General features: G+C 71.5%; 18 protein-coding genes. 11 read left to right on the forward strand and 7 right to left on the reverse strand.

The annotated features are described in order from the left end of the window. Positions 1 to 136: 136 nt before the first annotated feature. Positions 137 to 634 carry a peptidylprolyl isomerase gene (locus OG199_RS39880; protein ID WP_266696397.1) on the reverse strand — a complete coding sequence of 166 codons (498 nt, stop codon included), beginning with the start codon at positions 632 to 634 and terminating at the stop codon, positions 137 to 139. 189 nt (positions 635 to 823) lie between these two features. Between OG199_RS39880 and OG199_RS39885 the strand changes: the two genes are divergently transcribed. The 4 genes from OG199_RS39885 (at position 824) to OG199_RS39900 (ending at position 4,931) form a co-directional block, all read left to right on the forward strand. After that, positions 824 to 1,066, forward strand: coding sequence for a DUF5302 domain-containing protein (locus OG199_RS39885; protein WP_356801148.1), 243 nt, complete (start codon positions 824 to 826; stop codon positions 1,064 to 1,066). 912 nt (positions 1,067 to 1,978) lie between these two features. After that, a complete protein-coding gene (locus OG199_RS39890) occupies positions 1,979 to 3,121 on the forward strand; it encodes a PP2C family protein-serine/threonine phosphatase (RefSeq protein ID WP_356801149.1) in 1,143 nt (380 codons plus the stop codon). Positions 3,122 to 3,387: 266 nt separating this feature from the next. Further along, on the forward strand, positions 3,388 to 4,296 hold the full coding sequence (locus tag OG199_RS39895) for a serine hydrolase (protein ID WP_356801150.1): 909 nt from the start codon (positions 3,388 to 3,390) through the stop codon (positions 4,294 to 4,296). A gap of 410 nt (positions 4,297 to 4,706) precedes the next feature. Beyond that, positions 4,707 to 4,931: a hypothetical protein gene (locus OG199_RS39900; protein ID WP_356801151.1), complete on the forward strand. Its 225-nt coding sequence runs from the start codon at positions 4,707 to 4,709 to the stop codon at positions 4,929 to 4,931. Between the two features lie 427 nt (positions 4,932 to 5,358). Here the strand turns inward: OG199_RS39900 and OG199_RS39905 are convergent, their stop codons facing one another. After that, complete coding sequence (locus tag OG199_RS39905) at positions 5,359 to 5,832, reverse strand: hypothetical protein (protein WP_356801152.1); 474 nt, start codon at positions 5,830 to 5,832, stop codon at positions 5,359 to 5,361. 62 nt (positions 5,833 to 5,894) lie between these two features. Beyond that, positions 5,895 to 6,329, reverse strand: a complete 435-nt coding sequence (locus OG199_RS39910) for an ATP-binding protein (protein ID WP_356801153.1) — start codon at positions 6,327 to 6,329, stop codon at positions 5,895 to 5,897. Between the two features lie 353 nt (positions 6,330 to 6,682). Here OG199_RS39910 and OG199_RS39915 point away from each other — a divergent pair, with 353 nt between their 5' ends. Beyond that, positions 6,683 to 6,913 carry a DUF397 domain-containing protein gene (locus OG199_RS39915; protein ID WP_187285659.1) on the forward strand — a complete coding sequence of 77 codons (231 nt, stop codon included), beginning with the start codon at positions 6,683 to 6,685 and terminating at the stop codon, positions 6,911 to 6,913. A gap of 98 nt (positions 6,914 to 7,011) precedes the next feature. Beyond that, complete coding sequence (locus tag OG199_RS39920) at positions 7,012 to 7,932, forward strand: helix-turn-helix domain-containing protein (protein ID WP_405833754.1); 921 nt, start codon at positions 7,012 to 7,014, stop codon at positions 7,930 to 7,932. A gap of 63 nt (positions 7,933 to 7,995) precedes the next feature. Here the strand turns inward: OG199_RS39920 and OG199_RS39925 are convergent, their stop codons facing one another. Then, the gene (locus OG199_RS39925) at positions 7,996 to 8,814 is read right to left on the reverse strand and encodes an SAM-dependent methyltransferase (RefSeq protein ID WP_405833756.1); all 819 of its coding nucleotides are present in this window, start codon (positions 8,812 to 8,814) and stop codon (positions 7,996 to 7,998) included. Between the two features lie 151 nt (positions 8,815 to 8,965). Continuing rightward, complete coding sequence (locus OG199_RS39930; protein ID WP_405833758.1) at positions 8,966 to 10,417, reverse strand: PucR family transcriptional regulator; 1,452 nt, start codon at positions 10,415 to 10,417, stop codon at positions 8,966 to 8,968. Between the two features lie 97 nt (positions 10,418 to 10,514). On the opposite strand from OG199_RS39930, the gene OG199_RS39935 reads away from it, so the two are divergent. From OG199_RS39935 to OG199_RS39950, 4 genes are all read left to right on the forward strand, one after another. Further along, positions 10,515 to 10,667 (forward strand): hypothetical protein, encoded by a 153-nt coding sequence (locus tag OG199_RS39935; RefSeq protein ID WP_405833760.1) that lies wholly within the window; start codon positions 10,515 to 10,517, stop codon positions 10,665 to 10,667. Between the two features lie 13 nt (positions 10,668 to 10,680). Further along, complete coding sequence (locus OG199_RS39940) at positions 10,681 to 11,082, forward strand: nuclear transport factor 2 family protein (protein WP_356801157.1); 402 nt, start codon at positions 10,681 to 10,683, stop codon at positions 11,080 to 11,082. A 16-nt stretch (positions 11,083 to 11,098) separates the two neighbouring features. Further along, positions 11,099 to 12,538 (forward strand): gamma-aminobutyraldehyde dehydrogenase, encoded by a 1,440-nt coding sequence (locus OG199_RS39945; RefSeq protein WP_405833762.1) that lies wholly within the window; start codon positions 11,099 to 11,101, stop codon positions 12,536 to 12,538. Between the two features lie 170 nt (positions 12,539 to 12,708). Further along, the gene (locus tag OG199_RS39950) at positions 12,709 to 13,320 is read left to right on the forward strand and encodes a flavin reductase family protein (RefSeq protein ID WP_405833764.1); all 612 of its coding nucleotides are present in this window, start codon (positions 12,709 to 12,711) and stop codon (positions 13,318 to 13,320) included. A 101-nt stretch (positions 13,321 to 13,421) separates the two neighbouring features. Here OG199_RS39950 and OG199_RS39955 read toward each other — a convergent pair whose 3' ends face one another. Next, positions 13,422 to 14,111, reverse strand: a complete 690-nt coding sequence (locus OG199_RS39955) for a TetR/AcrR family transcriptional regulator (protein WP_356801159.1) — start codon at positions 14,109 to 14,111, stop codon at positions 13,422 to 13,424. A 666-nt stretch (positions 14,112 to 14,777) separates the two neighbouring features. On the opposite strand from OG199_RS39955, the gene OG199_RS39960 reads away from it, so the two are divergent. Further along, positions 14,778 to 15,908: an ABC transporter permease gene (locus OG199_RS39960; protein WP_401803549.1), complete on the forward strand. Its 1,131-nt coding sequence runs from the start codon at positions 14,778 to 14,780 to the stop codon at positions 15,906 to 15,908. A gap of 79 nt (positions 15,909 to 15,987) precedes the next feature. Here the strand turns inward: OG199_RS39960 and OG199_RS39965 are convergent, their stop codons facing one another. After that, positions 15,988 to 17,082, reverse strand: coding sequence for an Lrp/AsnC family transcriptional regulator (locus OG199_RS39965; RefSeq protein WP_405833766.1), 1,095 nt, complete (start codon positions 17,080 to 17,082; stop codon positions 15,988 to 15,990). Positions 17,083 to 17,104: the final 22 nt, after the last annotated feature.

Raw genomic sequence — 17,104 nt, forward strand, 5'->3', positions numbered from 1 at the left:
GACGTCGTCCTCGGCCGGGCCGGCGAAGTCGGGTGGCCGCGCGATCGGTTGATGTTCGGCCGCCCCGAACCCGGCGCCGCGTGGGACAGACGGCCTGTCCGGGGCCGGGTTCGGGGGAGACGACGAACGGCGGTCGTCAGGCGCCGACGACGCCGGACTTCGCGATAGTGATCTTCGCCTTGGTGGAACCGTTGCGGGAGCCGAGGGACTCGACCTGCTTGACGATGTCCATGCCTTCGACGACCTCGCCGAAGACGACGTGCTTGTTGTCCAGCCAGTCGGTCACGATGGTGGTGATGAAGAACTGCGAGCCGTTGGTGTTCGGCCCCGCGTTCGCCATCGACAGCTGGCCGGGCTTGGTGTGCTTGAGCTGGAAGTTCTCGTCGGCGAACTTCTCGCCGTAGATGCTCTTGCCGCCGGTGCCGTCGCCCCGGGTGAAGTCGCCGCCCTGCAGCATGAAGTCCGGGATGACCCGGTGGAAGCTCGAACCCTCGTAGCCGAAGCCGTGCTCGCCCGTGGCCAGCTCGCGGAAGTTCCTCGCGGTCTTGGGGACCTCTTCGTCGAACAGCTTGAAGACGATCCGGCCCGCGGGCTCGTCGTTGATGGTGATGTCGAAGTAGACGTTGTCGCTCATGAAGACATCCTCACATCTCTTCGTTCTCCGATGGCACACACCTCCCCGGGTGACGCGCCGGGACCCGACGTGCTAGCCCGGAGAGCGGGCGCACGCCCGGCCGGCCGGGCTCGTGTACCGGCGGCGGCGGTCCGCGCGGTGCCGGCATGACAAGCTGTACCTTCAAGCGCCCGAACCCAGGAGGTCAGCATGACTGCCGAGTCACAGCCACAAGAAGGTTCGGAGCCCACCGAGGCCGAGAGCCCCGCCCTGACGCCCGACGAAGACGGCCAGTACGACCTGAAGCGCAAGTTCCGGGAGGCCCTGGCGCGCAAGCGCGGGATGCAGACGGACGGCACCGGGGGCAACGGCAAACCGGACGCGTCGAAGATCCGCGGAGCCCACGGACCGGCGTCCAGCCAGCGGTCGTTCCGCCGCAAGAGCGGCGGCTGAGCCGGATCCCCATCGCGCGTACCCGCTCTCCGCGCGGCCGGCCGGAGCCGGGACCGGGCATCAGGACGGTCGTCAACGGGGCGCGTAGGCACCAGTGACGACAGGGCGCGCCCACGCGAAGTCGTACGTCGACGGCCCGCAGCTCGTCGCCGGGCGCGGGCCATCCCGGACGGGCATCCCGACAGAGGCCGGAGCGGGACGGGCCGTACGGCTCCGCACGGCAGGCGGCGCCGCTGTGCCACGACGACGGGGCCGGCGGCGCGGCTGCCCCGTCGTACACCGGCCGGAGTCCGCGCCCCAGCGCGGGCGGCTACTGCCCGGCCGGTCCGGCTCCCGCGGCCGCGCCGTCTGCAACACCCCTGCTGGAGCGGTGGGTTGACGCCGCCGCAAGAAGGCCGGCGCTCATGCCGCGCCGAGGAGCGCGTACGCCCCCGCCGCCTGTCGCCTGCACGCTGATCGCGCTCGTGGTGGTCCGGGAGCCGTCCGGCCGGCGGGCAGCCGGTGTCCCGGGGGCCGGCCGGAATTCGACGCGCGCGGCCGTGCGCCACTACCGACGTCGACGAGGCCGGCACGGCCGCGTACGAATCGGGACCGGTGATCCCGCGGGTCCGAGCGGAGCAGGGCCCCCGGGCGGCGGCGAGAGGTCCGGTCCGGCCCGGCTGTCGGCATCGTCCCTCACCCGAATTTTACCTTCCGGTCCGGATGGACAGGATCAGAGCCGTCCGCCCTGGGTGAGCACCGTGTTCCTGGTGTGGAGCGCGTGGCGACGACCGCGAGCGGTCGTGCCGGGCGACGAGCGGTCACACCAGGTGAGGCCGGCGGTCACGTCAGGTAAGAAGTCAGGAAGACATCGTCGGCTTCAAGTGACCCTCGGGTTCGCGACCCCGCCCGCGTCGGTGCACTGTGGAAACCATGACGGCGTGGAATCGGGGCTTTGCGCAGGCGGGCCGGACAAGCCGTCTGTTGCTGCTGATTCCCGTGGCGCTCATCGTCCTCATCACCGTCGCCGATATCGTCGCCCCCTCCGACATCGTGCTGGGGCCCCTGCTGGTCATCGCACCCGCGATCACCGCATGGGGCGCCGGCCCCCTGGTCACAGGCGGCGTCGGGGCCGCGGCGATGGCGGCTCAGGCGTTCATCGGCTGGCGCTCGGGCCTGCTGCTCTCGCGGAACGTCCTGGTGCAGCTGTTCGCCCTGGCCGCGCTCTCCGCGCTGATCGTCATCCTGTCCGTGGTGCGCGACCGGCACAGCCGCGAGCTCGCCCGGGTACGGTCGGTCGCCGAGGCCGCACAGCGGGTACTGCTCTGGCCGCTGCCGAGCCGACTCGGCAGCCTGCGGCTGTCCTGTGTCTACCTGGCCGCCGAAGAGGAGGCCGAGATCGGCGGTGACCTCTACGCGGCCGCCCGCAGCCCGCAAGGCACCCGGGTCGTGATCGGGGACGTGCGCGGCAAGGGCCTGCCGGCCATCGGCGAGGCGGCCTTCCTGCTCGGCGCCTTCCGTGAGGCCGTGCACCAGAACGCCGGGCTGCCCGCGCTGGCCGGTTCCCTGGAGCGGAGCCTCAGCAGATACCTCGACGACTTCGAGCCCACGGACGAGCAGGGGGAACGCTTCGTCACCGCGCTCCTGCTGGAGATCCCGGACGACGATCCCGTGGTCCGGATGGTCAGCTGTGGCCACCTCGCGCCGCTGCTGCTGCGTCCGGGCCGCGCGGTGAGCGCACCGGAGCTGGCTCCCGCGCCTCCGCTCGGCGTCGGTCTCACCGATCCCGGCGAGGTCACGGTCGCCGTGCTGCCGTTCGCCGTGGACGACACCCTGCTCCTGTTCACCGACGGTGTCGTCGAAGCGCGGGACCGCCACGGTGTCTTCTATCCGCTCATGGAACGTGTCGCCCAGTGGGTCGGCCGTCCGCCCGATGTCCTCCTCCAGCACGTGCAGCGCGATCTGCTCGCCCACGCGGGCGGCGGCTTCGGCGACGACGCCGCCCTCATCGCCATCCGCCGCACCGGGGAGCAGGCACTGCCGGCCCGGGCGCGGAACGCGTCGGCGTCAGGCTGAGAGGGGCGGGCGCCGCGTCGCCTTCCCCGGGTGGGCGGGTGGCGTGAGCGGACCACGGCGGTCCGCACGGGCGCCGGTCGGTCAGGATCAAGGGCGGGGCACTCGCGCCTGATGATCGCCCGAGGCGATGGCGCTCCTTATGGCTCTTTTCACATTCCGGCCGGGAAGAGGGCCGTCGTGACCCCGGTCACCCCGCGTGGTGCGCGATTTGTTTATGTTCGCTCTTCAGTGACCCTTCCACACCACTTGTCGAGGCTCGCTTGAAGATGCCCAACCAACCGCGCCCCCCGCAGCACGCGGAGTCCCCGGCGGGACACCGAGGCAGGCGCGCCTTCGCCGGCGCCGGTGTCCTCCTGGCTCTGTCGACGGCACTTCTCGCGGGCGGCACGGCGCACGCGGCACCCGCGGCCGCCGCGGTCGCAAGGCCTTCCGAACAGACCGGAGCCGAGACCGGACCTCCGGCAATGGCCGAACCTCGCCACACGACACGCGTGACGGCGGCGGTGCTCGACCTCGACGGCACGGGCCGGGTGCCCACGGTCTACGGCGACGACGTCACGTACGACACCGCGAGCATCATCAAGGTCGACATCCTCGCGACACTGCTGCTTCAGGCGCAGGACGAGGGCAGGCGACTCACCGCGCAGGAACGCGCACGTGCCGAACCGATGATCCGGCACAGCGACAACGCGGCGGCGAACGCGCTGTGGCGCGAGATCGGCCGGGCACCGGGTCTGGAGGCGGCGAACAAGCGCCTGGGCCTGACCGAGACCAAGGGCGGATCCGGCACGCGCTGGGGACTGACCCGGACGACGGTGAGTGACCAGATCCGCCTGCTGCGCGCGGTGTTCGGCACGGGCGGGAAGTCGGACGGGGGCGCCACCGCGCTGAACCAGGAGTCCCGGACCTATGTCCGGACCCTGATGGCCGGCGTCGCGACCGAGCAGGCATGGGGTGTCTCGGCGGCCGGGGGCTCCGGTGCGGCTCTGAAGAACGGCTGGCTGCAGCGCAGCACCTCCGGGCTGTGGGACGTCAACAGCGTGGGACGGATCGTGGTGGACGGACACCACTACCTCGTCGCGGTCCTCTCGGACGGCAGCACCTCGATGAAGGACGGTGTCGCGCTGGTGGAGAGAGCCGCTCGGGCAGCCCTCACCTCGGCGTCCGGACACTGACCCGCGTCGGCGGCGGGGCGCGCCGCCGGCCATGACGTGGTGCACCGGGTACCGACGACCCGGTGCACCACGCCGACCCCGGGCGCGAGTCCCCGGCTCGGCCGGCCCGAGCCGGGTCTGTCGGCGCCGTCGAGGATCGTGCGGGTGGTGCCGGCCCGGGTGCGGACGACGATGCCTTGTCGGCAACCGGCCGGTGTCCGCGTCGCCGGACACGCGCCACAGGCCCGGCCCGCACCGGCTGTCGGCGGCCCGCTTGCCGACGGCCCTCGGCCGGGCACGGGCGGAAGCGGTCGCTCCCGGGCACGACGTGCCCGGCCGCCCCGCGTGCTCCCACACTAGGGAATTCCTCGTGACGAGTGCCGCAGGCTGTCTCCTGCCGAACTGCGGATCATCAGGAGAAGGAGACAGATATGCGCTCTCGCTTTGCCGCCCTGGCCACGGCCGCGACTCTCGGGGCTGCCGGGCTCGTCCTCGCCACGGGGGCGGCCGCCGACGCCGCCTCCCGGCCCGCGGTCACCAAGGCCGAGTGCGCGGCGACAGGAGGCGTCGTGTTCGACATCCCGACGAAGACGACCTTCTGTCTCTATGACAACCACGACGGGACGATCGACATCGCCCCCATCGTCGTGCGCTGAGGCATCGAGCGACCGCGGGTCCGTGACGCGGAGCGGGAACGCCCGGTGTGCCAGGGCGCACCGGGCTGCGACCAGGCGGAAGCGCTGCGGGGACGGCTTTCGCCGCAGGGCGCCGGCACCGACCGGCACGAGCTGACCGGGGCTGACGGCGACCATCACGACGCAGCCCAGTACGGTCTTCCCGGGGTCCGGGACGAGCGTGAGTCCGCCGAGCCGCCGGACCTGTGGTGGCCGCGGGACCGTGCCTGATGCCTGATGCCGGGGACGGGACGCGGATCCGGTGAGCACCTGCGACGGTGGCTCCCCGGTGCTGATCGCGTGGCTGCCGGCCGCTTCGGCACTGGAGACGTACCGGGCGGCGCCGGGCGACGGGGTCCGCTGAGGCCGGGCCGTGAAGTGATCAGTGGGGGCGTTCGCCAACGGCGTGTCAGTCGGCGAGGGCGGAGGCGAGTTCCCTCGTCGCCTGCACGACTTCCTTGTCCGGCTCCGCGAGCAGGCGCTGGATGGTCCCGCGATGGTCCCGTACGGCCCGGCGCGCCTCGCGCTCCCAACCCACGTAGTTCTCACGCCGGTTGAGCAGCTTGGGGTAGGCCATGGCCGTGCTCTCCCACTGCCGGGCGTCGGCGATGTTCTTCAACAGCCGGAGGATCTGCACGCGGCACGCGACCTGGGGAAGCTGCGCGAGCTCCCACAGGAAGGGGACCGTCGCGGCGGTCGCCTGGTCCACGACGAAGCCGTACTGGCAGATGCGCTGCCTCAGACGCGCGAGTGCGTCGACGGCGGTGGCCTCGTCGCCCGACGTGATGGCGGTGAGCAGGGAGGGGATCGCCGTGGCCGCTCCGGTGGAGTCCTGGAGCTCGCGCCAGGGAACGTGTTCGAGGTCCTTCAGAGCTGTCTCCATGTCCGCTCCCGCGCGAGGAGTTCCGTGATGAGGTGCGGCGGGACGCTCCGCCGCGACGTGTGTCATGCCGGGCCCTGCCAGGCAGGCGATGTCGGCCGGGGAGGTGTCGGCAGCATGGCCCAGACGGTCTTGCCCGCGGGCGAGCGGGTCCAGCCCCAGTGCTCGGACAGTGCTTCGACGATCCGCAGTCCGCGACCGTGGACCTCCAGAGCGCCGTCCGTGCGGGGACACAGGGGCGGACTGTCGCTCTGATCGGTGACGGCGCACACGAGGTGGGCGCGGCGAAGCGTCAGCTTCAGCCACACTCCCGTCTGTCCGGCACCGGCCCGCGGAGCCGCGTGCAGCACCGCGTTGGTGGCTAGCTCGGTGATGACGAGGATGGCGTCGTCACTGCGGTCGCCGAGCGCCCAGCGGCCGAGCGTGCGGCGGGTGAAGTCGCGCGCCTGGGCGAACCCCTGGGGGGATTCGCTGATGCGCAGGCTCGCGGATCTGGGCACGTTGCCCGCGGGATCGCTCCTCCCGGGCTGCTCCTGTCCCTGGACGCGGGCGGGCGCCCCGTCAGCGGGCGAACCGGACGGAGTTGTCCGACTGGCCCACGGAGCGGCCTTTCCGGCTGCGGGACTTGGTGCTTGGCGTGCGGTTAACGACACGACATCTCCCTGATCTGACGTCAGGTCCGGTGCGCCAACGGTGCGGTTGACGCCCGAGCTATTATCCATCCTGTCGACGCCCGTCGTGCAATTTCACGGGAAATTGCACAGGTGTGGCTGGAACAGGACCGCGCGGGATGGGTCCGACCCGGGGGCGGCCGACGTGTACACCGTGGTGGAACGTGAGCAAGGAGAGTCCGGTGCCATCAGTGCGAAACGGAACGCGGGCCAGTTCGCTGGGGGTCCGCTGGGTGAAGAGCCGGCACAGCAACGCCGAGGGCAACTGCGTCGAGGTGGCACCTCTCGACGAAGGAGGGGTGGCGCTGCGCAACTCGCGCGACCCGGACGGACCGGCCCTCATCTACACGGCCGCCGAACTGGCCGCCTTCCTGGCCGGAGCGAAGGACGGGGAGTTCGATCACCTGGTGTGAAGCGGAGCCATAGGGTTCCACTTCTGCCGGAGTATGCGACAGAGGCCCTGAGGATGCGAGGATAGGTCTTCTCGTCTGCCGGTCCACAGGGAGTAAGGATGTCCGCCGAGTCACCTCGTATCTCCCGCCTCGAACCGTATCTGAAGCGGACCGAGCCGGCTCCGACCCTGCTGAAGATGCTGGTCGGCGTCCAACTCGCGGGCATCCGCGAGGATGTCGGCCTCTCGCAGGACCAGGCCGCCCGGGCCATCGGATTCAGTCCGGCGAAGCTGTCGCGCATCGAGGCGGGCAAGGGCCGTAGGCCTCCGACGGAGGGGGACGTCCGCGCACTGCTGGACCTCTATGACACCGACGGCCACGAGGCTTCGGTCCTGCTCCAGTTGTTGCAGCGGGCCGGCGAGCAGGGATGGTGGCAGCGCTACGACAAGCGGTTGATGCCCGAGTGGTTCGACCGGCTCGTGGGGCTGCAGGAGGCCGCTGCCGCCATCCGTACCTTCGAGATCCAGTACGTCCCCGGGCTGCTCCAGACTCCGGCCTACACCAAGGCCGTTGTGGAACGAGGTCTGCCCACGGCACCGGCCGGTGAGGTGCAGCGGCGGGTGGAGCTGCGCACCCGCCGCCGTGAACTGCTGCGCCGTGAGGACGCCCCCCAACTGTGGGCGGTCATCGACGAGTCGGTCCTGTGGCGTGTGCTGGGCAGCCGCGAGGTGATGCGCGAGCAACTGCAGTACCTCGTCGAGATGGCGCAGCGCCCCCACGTGACGCTCCAGATCGTTCCCCTGGACGTGACGAACGCGTCCGCGCCCGCCATCCCCATCACCTACCTGCGCTTCGGCGGTCTTGACCTGCCCGACATCGTGTACCTGGAGCACATCAGGAGCGCGAACTTCCTGGAGGACCGGGACGAGACCGAGGAGTACCGCCTGGCCCTGGACCGGCTGGGAGACGAGGCCCTCACCCCGCGGGAAACGCTGACGCTGCTTCAGAAGACGGCCGACGAGCGGTATTCCGCCTCGTGAAAGCACTTCGGCTCCACCGGCCGGGAAGCCGGTGGAGCCGAAGCGCGTACGCCCTGTCTGCTCTTACCTGAGCCGTCCGACGCCGCCGAACTCGATCCACTCCTGGGTCAGTTGACGAGGCGCCACCTCATTGTCGGGCCGCCAGGTGGACACCTCCACGAGGCCGGGATCCAGGACGTCGAGGTCCTCGAACCACTCGGCCACGTCCTTCTCCTCACGGACCCGGCCCCAATGCCCCTGGGTCGCCTGGTCCATGAAATCGGTGACGAACTCGCGGACCTTAGCGTCCTCGCTGACCAGCTGACACATCACCATGCAGCTGCCGGGCACCAGCCGTTCGGCCACCCGGCGGGACACGGCGAGAGGGCCGTCGGTCTCGCTGTCCGGAATGCAGTGGAAGACCGAGTTGAACAGCACGGCCACCGGCTGCGAGAAGTCGATCAGGCGCTGGGTGTCCGGGTGGGAGAAGATCTTCTCCGTCTCGCGCAGGTCCGCGTGGATGACCGTGGTGCGGTCGTTCTGGTCCAGCAGCGCCCGGCCGTGCACCAGCACCATCGGGTCGTTGTCGACGTACACGACCCGCGACTCGGGGTCGACGCGCTGGGCGACCTGGTGGACGTTGTCCTGGGTGGGCAGGCCTGACCCGTGGTCGAGGAACTGCCGAATGCCGAAGTCGGTTGCCAGCGTCCTGACGACCCGCTGCAGGAAGCGCCGGTTGTTCAGCGCCAGCGCGCGGGTGCTCGGCACCACCTTGTCCAGCTCGGCGCAGGCCGTCCGGTCCGCAGCGTAGTTGTCCTTGCCGCCCAGATAGTGGTCGTACATGCGAGCGGCGGTGGGTACCGTGGCGTCGATCTTCGTGGACAACTGCTTTCCAGCCTGCATCGTTCCCCCAGCTCCAAGCTGCTTCAGGTGGCTTGGCTTGACAGACAATACATCCTAGGCAAAGGGCATTTGGGGATGCCAGCCTGTTGACCAAGGATCTCGGAACAGGCTCGGCCGGCCGTCTTCACGATCCGGTGCGCCGTGGGGCCGGTCAGTCGGTGAGGCCCAGGGCCCCCGCTGCCTGGATCGCCAGCCAGACCTCCGCCAACGCACCCGTCGAGGTCAGATCGCGGTCGGCGAGCGTGCCGAAGCGGCGCAACCGGTAGGAGAGCGTGTTGGGGTGGATGTGCAGCGCCGCCGCAGCCGTCTCGGTGCGGCGGTCGCGCTCCATCCAGGTACGGGCGGAGACCAGCAACTGCGAGTCGTGGGCCGCGTCGTAGCGCAGCACCTCACCGAGCACGTGCTCGACCAGCGCGGTCAGGACGGCGGGGTCGTCGGGCAGCCACCGGCCCGTCGAGTCGTCGCCGTACCGGACGACGGGGCGGCCGGACTCCACGGCCTTCGAGACCGCCCAGAGCGCCTCGCGCTGGGCGACCTTCAGCGCGGCGCCGGGCAGGAAGGGGCGGCTCATCCCGGCTGCCACGTCCGGCAGCTCGGCGACCGCCTCCGCCAGCTCCGGCGCCCCCAGCAGATAGTGGTCCTCGCCCCAGGTGAGCAGCAGATGGGGATGGTTCTCCAGGCAGCGCAGCAGTGCTTCGTCGGTGGTGTGGCGCACCACGAGCAGCACGGCATCGCCCTCGATCGCGTGCCGGGCGAGCCGGCGCCGGGCCGCGTCGGGGTCGAGCACCTCCTGCAGCAGCTCCGCCAGCGTCTCCGCGCCCTCACGGCGCAGCGTCTCGCGTTCGTTGCGCACCATCGCCAGTCGCAGCGCGGCCACGGTGGCGATGTGCTGGACGACCGCGAGCCCCGCGGGCTGGGCGCCCTGACGCTCGTACGCGACGAGGAAGCCCGCCGGTCCGCCGGGCGCGGGCACCGGCAGCACGAACCCGCCGGGGATCGTCGGCGGGGCGTCGACGGACGCGGGCAGCACGCCGGGATCCGGCGTGGGAACGCCGGGCAGCAGCGGGCGGCCCTGCGGCGTACAGAGGTAGACGTCGTATCCCGACAGACCTTCGAGACGGCGGAGCAGTGCCGGTGTGTCCAGATCCTCGGCGACCAGCCAGCGCAGCGAGCCGAAGACCTGGAGCTGGGCCCCCAGCCGGTGCCGGGCGTCCTCCTGGACCGAGGCGGCCACCTCCTGGGAGACCGCGATGAACGGAACGGCGAGCGGTACCTCGAGAACCGGGAAGCCGCGCTCCTCCGCCGCCTGGAAGAAGGCGTCGTGGAGCGGGGGCATGTGCAGCTGCGCGGAGAGGGCGAGGGCGGACACCCCGGCGTCGTCCAGCCGCTCCAGATAGGCGCGCTGCCCGGCCGCGGTACGGGGCACCGCCAGGCCCGCCGTCATGATCACCTCGGCGCCCAGGAGCCAGGGTGTCGGATCGGCGAGCTCGCTCGCGTGCGCCCAGGACACGGACCGGCCCAGGCCGCCGCGGCCGGCCTTCACCGAGAGCTGGAGAGCCGGGTAGGACAGCAGATCCTCGACGGTGAGTTTGTCGGCAGCCACAAAATCAACCGTACATCTCCGTGACGGACACAATTGTCGGTGATCATCCGGGGCCACAGACTGCTGGGACCGCCCCCGCCCATGAACGGAGGGCGGAATGTCCGTGACGGCCTCGGTCACCGAGATCGGGACCTACGGTGTCGAGCGGATCCCGGGCGAGGACCGTGCGGCCCGCTCGATCGGCCTGTTCCGGCTCGCCTTCGGGGGCGCCACCACCGGGCGGCGCGGCCTCCCCGCCGTACGCCCGTGACCAGGAGCTGAGCATGATCACCACCACCGTCCAGGAAGTCCGGGCCGCCGCGGACGCGCTCGTCGGCGCCTTCGCCGAGGGCCGGCTCGACGACTACTTCGGGGCGTTCGCCCCGGACGCGACCTTCGTCTTCCACACCACCCCCGAGCGGCTCGGCTCGACGGCCGAGTACCGAGCGCTCTGGCGGCGCTGGGTGGAGCAGGACGGCTTCCGTGTCCTCGGCTGCGTCTCGAGCGCCCAGCTGATCCAGCACTTCGGGGACACGGCTGTCTTCAGCCACGACGTGGAGACGCGGGTCGCCACGCACGCGGGGGAGGAGACGGTCCACGAGCGGGAGACCATCGTCTTCACCCGCGCCGACACCGGCGGCTGGACCGCCGTCCACGAGCACCTGTCCGCCCGTACCACCGCCTGACCGGGAGAGACGTTCCATGAGCACCACGTTCCGCAACTACATCGACGGTGAGTTCGCCGACGCCTCGGACGGCCGCACGCTCGAAGTGGTGGACCCCACCACCGGAGACGTCTACGCGACCTCCCCGCTGTCGGGAGCCGCGGACGTCGACGCGGCGATGGCGGCCGCGGCCGCGGCGTTCCCGGTCTGGCGCGACACGACACCGTCCGTGCGGCAGCGCGTGCTGCTGAAGATCGCCGACGCGATGGAGGCGCGGACGGACGAACTGGTCGCCGCCGAGAGCCGCGACACCGGCAAGCCGCTCCACCTGACCCGCAGCGAGGAACTCGTCCCCGCCATCGACCAGGTCCGCTTCTTCGCGGGTGCGGCGCGCATGCTCGAAGGTCGCTCGGCGGGCGAGTACATGGAGGGCATGACCTCCGTGATCCGTCGCGAGCCGGTCGGTGTCTGCGCGCAGGTCGCACCGTGGAACTACCCCCTGCTGATGGCGGTGTGGAAGTTCGCGCCGGCGCTCGCGGCGGGCAACGCGGTCGTCCTCAAGCCCTCGGACACCACCCCGGCCTCCACGGTGCTGCTCGCCGGGATCATCGGCGGCGTCCTGGAGGAGCTGGACCTGCCTCGCGGGATCTTCAACGTGGTCTGCGGCGACCGGGACACCGGCCGTCTGATGGTGGAGCACCCGACTCCGGCGATGGCCTCCATCACCGGCTCGGTACGCGCCGGCATCCAGGTCGCCCAGAGCGCGGCCAAGGACGTCAAGCGGGTCCACCTGGAACTCGGCGGCAAGGCCCCCGCCGTGGTCTTCGAGGACGCCGACCTGGCGAAGGCGGTCGAGGACCTGGTGGTCGGCGGCTTCTTCAACGCCGGTCAGGACTGCACGGCCGCGACCCGCGTCCTGGTCCACGAGTCGGTCCACGACGAGTTCGTCGCCGCCCTCGCCAAGGCCGCGGCCGACACCAGGACCGGGCAGCCGGACGACGAGGACGTCCTGTACGGACCGCTCAACAACGCGGGCCAGCTCGCCCAGGTCAGCGGCTTCATCGAGCGCCTCCCCGAGCACGCCACGGTCGAGGCGGGCGGACACCGCGTCGGCGACAAGGGCTACTTCTACGCCCCGACGGTGGTCTCCGGCCTCCGGCAGGACGACGAGATCGTCCAGAACGAGGTCTTCGGCCCCGTCATGACCGTCCAGTCGTTCGAGGACGAGGCGCAGGCCGTGCGGTACGCCAACGGCGTCGACTACGCGCTGGCCTCCTCGGTGTGGACCAGGGACCACGCGCGGGCGATGCGGATGTCGAAGAACCTCGACTTCGGCTGCGTGTGGATCAACACCCACATGGCCCTCGTCGCCGAGATGCCGCACGGCGGCTTCAAGAAGTCCGGCTACGGCAAGGACCTGTCCGCCTACGGCTTCGAGGACTACACCCGCGTCAAGCACGTCATGACGTCGCTCTGACCGCGTAGGGCATCCGCCGGCGTGGCGCCGGACCACGCACAGCTCCGGCGCCACGGGAACACGGGGGCGACGGGCGCGCCCGGACGGCTGCCGCCGGACGCCGGCGTGCCGCGCCGGGCCCGCGCGTGTCGAACGCCTCGACCGGCGCGCCGTCCGTGGAAGGTGAGGCCATGCGCGTCGACTTCGATCCAGAGGCCATGGACAGCACGTCCTTCTACGGGCTCATGACCTCCGTCGTGGTGCCCCGTCCGATCGCGTGGATCTCCACCGTCACCCCGGACGGGGCCACGGAGAACCTCGCACCCCACTCCTTCTTCACCATCGCCAGCACCGATCCGGCGATCGTGCAGTTCACCTCGATCGGCCGCAAGGACTCGCTGCGCAACGTCGAGGACACGGGCGAGTTCGTCGTCAACTTCGCCTCCGAATCCCTGCTCCATCAGGTCAACGCCACCGCCACGGACTTCCCGCGGAGCGTGAGCGAGTTCAGCCACGCGGGCATCGAACGGGAACCCAGCCTGCATGTGCGACCGGCCAGGGTGGCCGCCTCGCCGGTCGTCCTGGAATGCCGGTCGCACACGACGGTGCGGCTGGGGAATTCCACGGTGGTCTTCGGACGCGTGCTGCACATGGCGGTCCACGAGCAGTTCATGGCCGGGCGTCGGCCGAGCTCCACACGGCTGCGCCCGTTGACCAAGCTGGGCGGTGACGAGTGGGGGACGCTCGGCGAGGTCCTCCACCTTTCGCGCATCCCCTACGAAGAACTGCGGGGGAGGGACTGAGGGTTCCCGGGCCGTCGCCGTACGAGGAGCGGGCCGGTCTCGCCCCCCGGACGGGGAGTGGGCCGGTCTCGCCCCCCGAACGGGGAGTGGGCCGGCCCCGGTCACCTCGCGGCGGGGCCCCTCCCGCGGTCGGTGCCCTTGACGGGGTGCAGGTGGACGGTGAGGTCCTCGTTCGTGGGCGGCGGGGGGAGCGGCCGGGCACCGTCCGGGCGCAGGCCGTCGAGGAAGATGCGCACGTGACGGGTGGCGAGCGCGCTGGCCTGGTCGGCGGGAAGGTACGGGAGCGGGCGGCAGGAGAGCGCTCCGGTGGCGATCAGGTCCACCGCCGTCGCGTCCGGACGGACCACGCCCTGGGCCCGGGCCGTGGCCAGGAGCTCCTCCAGGGCGGTCACGATCTCACGCTGCAGGGCCGCGGCCTCGGGATCGTCGGTGACGGGACCACCGATCAGGGGCAGGACGAGCATCTCCCGCTCGTCCACCAGGGTGAGCAGGAACTCCCTGATGGCGGCCAGCGGGTCGCGGGGCGCGGCCTCGAGCGCACGGCGCACGGTGCGGTGCACCAGGGTGAAACCGTCGACGACGACTTGCCGGATGAGAGCGTCACGGTCCGGGAAACGCCGGTAGAGCGTGGCGATGTTGACCCCGGCGCGGCGGGCGATCTCGTCCAGGGGGGCCGCGGTGCCCAGCTCCCGGAAGGCGGCTCGCGCGGCGGCCAGGATCTGGTCGCGGTTGCGTGCGGCGTCCGCCCGCAACCGCGGTCTGCCGTCTTCTCGCGATGCGCTGGGAGTCACCGTGGGCCCGTCGCCTTCTGGTCTGTGCGGTCTGTACTGGCGGATGCGTCGAGGTTACGGCAGTGGCGGTCCCCACAGGACAACAAGTGCAGGATTTTCTGCGTTTAGTGTACCGTCGACGAGGTCGGCTCGAGCGGCACGCCATGAGTGCGCCTCTTGGCGCGGGGTGCCCCCGCTGCGCGGGCCGGCGTTCGTCGCGGGCGCCGACGGTGTCTCTCGCGGCACTCCTCACCTGTCGCGAGAGAAGAGAAGCGGTGACGACCGTGCAGTTGGCACGTTGCAAGGGCGGAGCGGTGGCGACCTGCCACCGGGGTGCCACGGAGGTGGCTGACCGGCTGGTCGTCGAGTGCGCGCGTCGGAGCACGGGGCGGTCGCCGTGCGGGCCGGTGCCGTCGCTCCGGAGCTGACACCGGCGCCGATCGAACCGCCGGCCGGCCGAGGCGTACGCGTGCGGCCGGACACGGAGCCTCACGACCGGGCCCCACCGCATCGCCCGCTCCCGACCGGGCCCCACCGCATCGCCCACCGGAGCGGCGGCGCACCGCGGCCCACTCCCGTCACGTAAGCCCCGCCACCACCCCGCACCCACCTCCTGACCACCGGTCGCGTCCTGGACCGAGAACACCTTCCGCGGCACGTCGCGGACTCCCAGAGAGCCCTTCCTCCATGCAGCCCAGCTCGGAACTCCCCGCCATCGCCTCACCCGACGGCACCCCGTACGACCCGCACGCGTATCCGGCGGACCATCGACCCGCTCACGGCCGCCACGCGCTGGCCGACACCGAGCCGGGCATTCCGGCCCCGGTGCTCGCGGCCGCCGCCGGAGTCCGCAAGGCGATGCTCGTGCCGGTCGTCACCGCGCTGGCGATCGGGACGATATTCGTCGCCGTCTATCTGGCGGCCTTCCACGCCCCCGCCGCGCGTCACCAGCCGCTCGGCATCGCCGCGTCCGACACGGTGGCCGCCCGCACGGAACTCGCTCTCAACAGCGCGGCACCGGACGCCTACTCCTTCCACCGTTACGCGAACGCGGACGCGGCCCGCCGGGCCATCGTCCACGACGAGGTTCCGGCGGCACTGGTCGGTGACGCCCGCGGCATGCGTCTGCTGGCCGCCGGCGCGCAGGGGCCCTCCGTCGTCTCCAGCCTCGCCACGGCCGCGACCCAAGCGGTCGGCCACCCCGTACCCGTACGGGATGTGCGGCCGTTGGCGGCCGGGGACGCCCGCGGTCTGTCGGCGTTCTACGCCGCGTTCGGCGTGGTGCTCGCCGGGTTCCTCTTCGCGGTGTCCTCCTACCAGATCGCCCCGCGCCTGGCGCTGACGGCCCGGGCGGTCTCGATGCTGGTCTTCGCCGCCGCCTCCGGCGTGACGGTGGCGCTCATCGCGCACACCGGATTCGGCGCGCTCCCCGCGTCCTTCCTCACCGTCGCCGTCGTGGTGGGGCTGCTCGCGTGGGCGACCGCCGCCGCGACCGGAGTGCTGCTGCGGCTGTTCGGCCCGATCGGCATGCCGGTCGCCTCCGTGCTGCTGCTGATCCTGGGCAACGCCACCTCCGGCGGCATCCTGCCCGCCACCTTCCTGCCCGGCTGGCTCTCCCCACTGGCCGAGCTCCTGGCGCCGGCGGCCGCGATACAGGCTCTGCGCGACGCCGCCTACTTCGACAACGCGCACCTCACCGGATCGCTGCTCGCCCTGGTCGCCTGGGTCGTGGGCTGCCTGGCGCTCCAGTACCTCCTGGACCGTGTCGCCGCGCGCCGGGAGGCGACCGCGCTCCCCGCCGCCGTGGTCGGCCGCTGACCGGGGACGGGCAGTTGGGGAGGCTTTCGGTGCTGTCCGGACGTGATGTGCACGGGCTGCCGGGGGCTCGGTCCGGCCCTCAGCCCGTGCGCAGCGTCGCGGCGGCCTTGTAGGTGCGCAGGACCGGCGCGGTCTCGATCCGCGCGACCGCCTCCAGCGCCACTTTGCGGGTCAGGTAGTGGTGCAGCGCCTCGGCGTCCCGGCACAGCACGTGCGCGACCAGGTTCGTCGGTCCGGTCGTCGCCGCGACCACCGCAAGCTCCTGGTGACCGGCCAACTCGGTGGCGACCGCGTCCAGATGCGCGGGCGCGACCTGCATCCACAGCAGCGCCGACACGGTCACGCCCAGCATGGACGGCTCGATGTCCACGTCGAAGAACAGCGCGTCGCGCGCCCGCAGTTCGGTGAGTCTGCGGGCCACGGTGGACGCGGTCGAACCGGTCGCGGCGGCGAGCTCGGCGTAGCTGAGCCGAGCGTCGTCGCGCAACGCGTTCAGCAGGAGCCGGTCGGCGTCGGTGAGCAGGTATGCGGAGCCGGGCGGGTCGGCTTTCGTCGTGCCTGTGCCTGTGCCTGTGCCTGTGCCTGCCTCTGTGCTTGTGTCTGCGTCTGTGCCCGTGCCCGGGTTGGAGTCCGTGCCGGTGTCCTTTCCCGGCGCCGGGCCTGACGTGCTTTCCGCGCGCAGCCGTGCCTGTTGGGCGGCGTCGAGTGCGTCGACGCGTCCGCGCCACGCGGTCGGCCCGCCGAGGTAGGTGTGCAGGAGGTAATGCGCGGAGACCGCGGTGATCCCGGCGGTGCGCGGGATGTCACGCAGCAGCAGTGCGTGCGCGTCCGGGCCCGAGGGTGTGGTGTGGATGATCGCGACGATCTCGGTACCGCCGGAGGTCAACCGCACCCAGGAGGTGTCGGGGCGGCGCGCGAGCGCGATCGCGATGTCGTGCGCGGTGCGCGTCGCGGCGGTCAGTCGCACGAACCACTGATGGGTGCCGGAGCTGCGCGGCGACGGCAGAGCGACCACGCGAAGGCCCGCCTGCGCGTACAGGCGGCGGTAGCGGCGTACGACGGTCTGGGTGGAGCAGCCGAGGATCTCGGCGACGAGCGTGAACGGCGCCCGCCCGTCCACCTGCAGGGCATGGATCAGGCCGCGGTCCAGATCATCGAGTGTGAGCATATCCATCCGTCCGGACCCTCTTCGTGGA

Origin of the sequence: Streptomyces sp. NBC_01176, from assembly GCF_045039825.1 — a bacterium.
Taxonomy (GTDB): Bacteria; Actinomycetota; Actinomycetes; order Streptomycetales; family Streptomycetaceae; genus Streptomyces.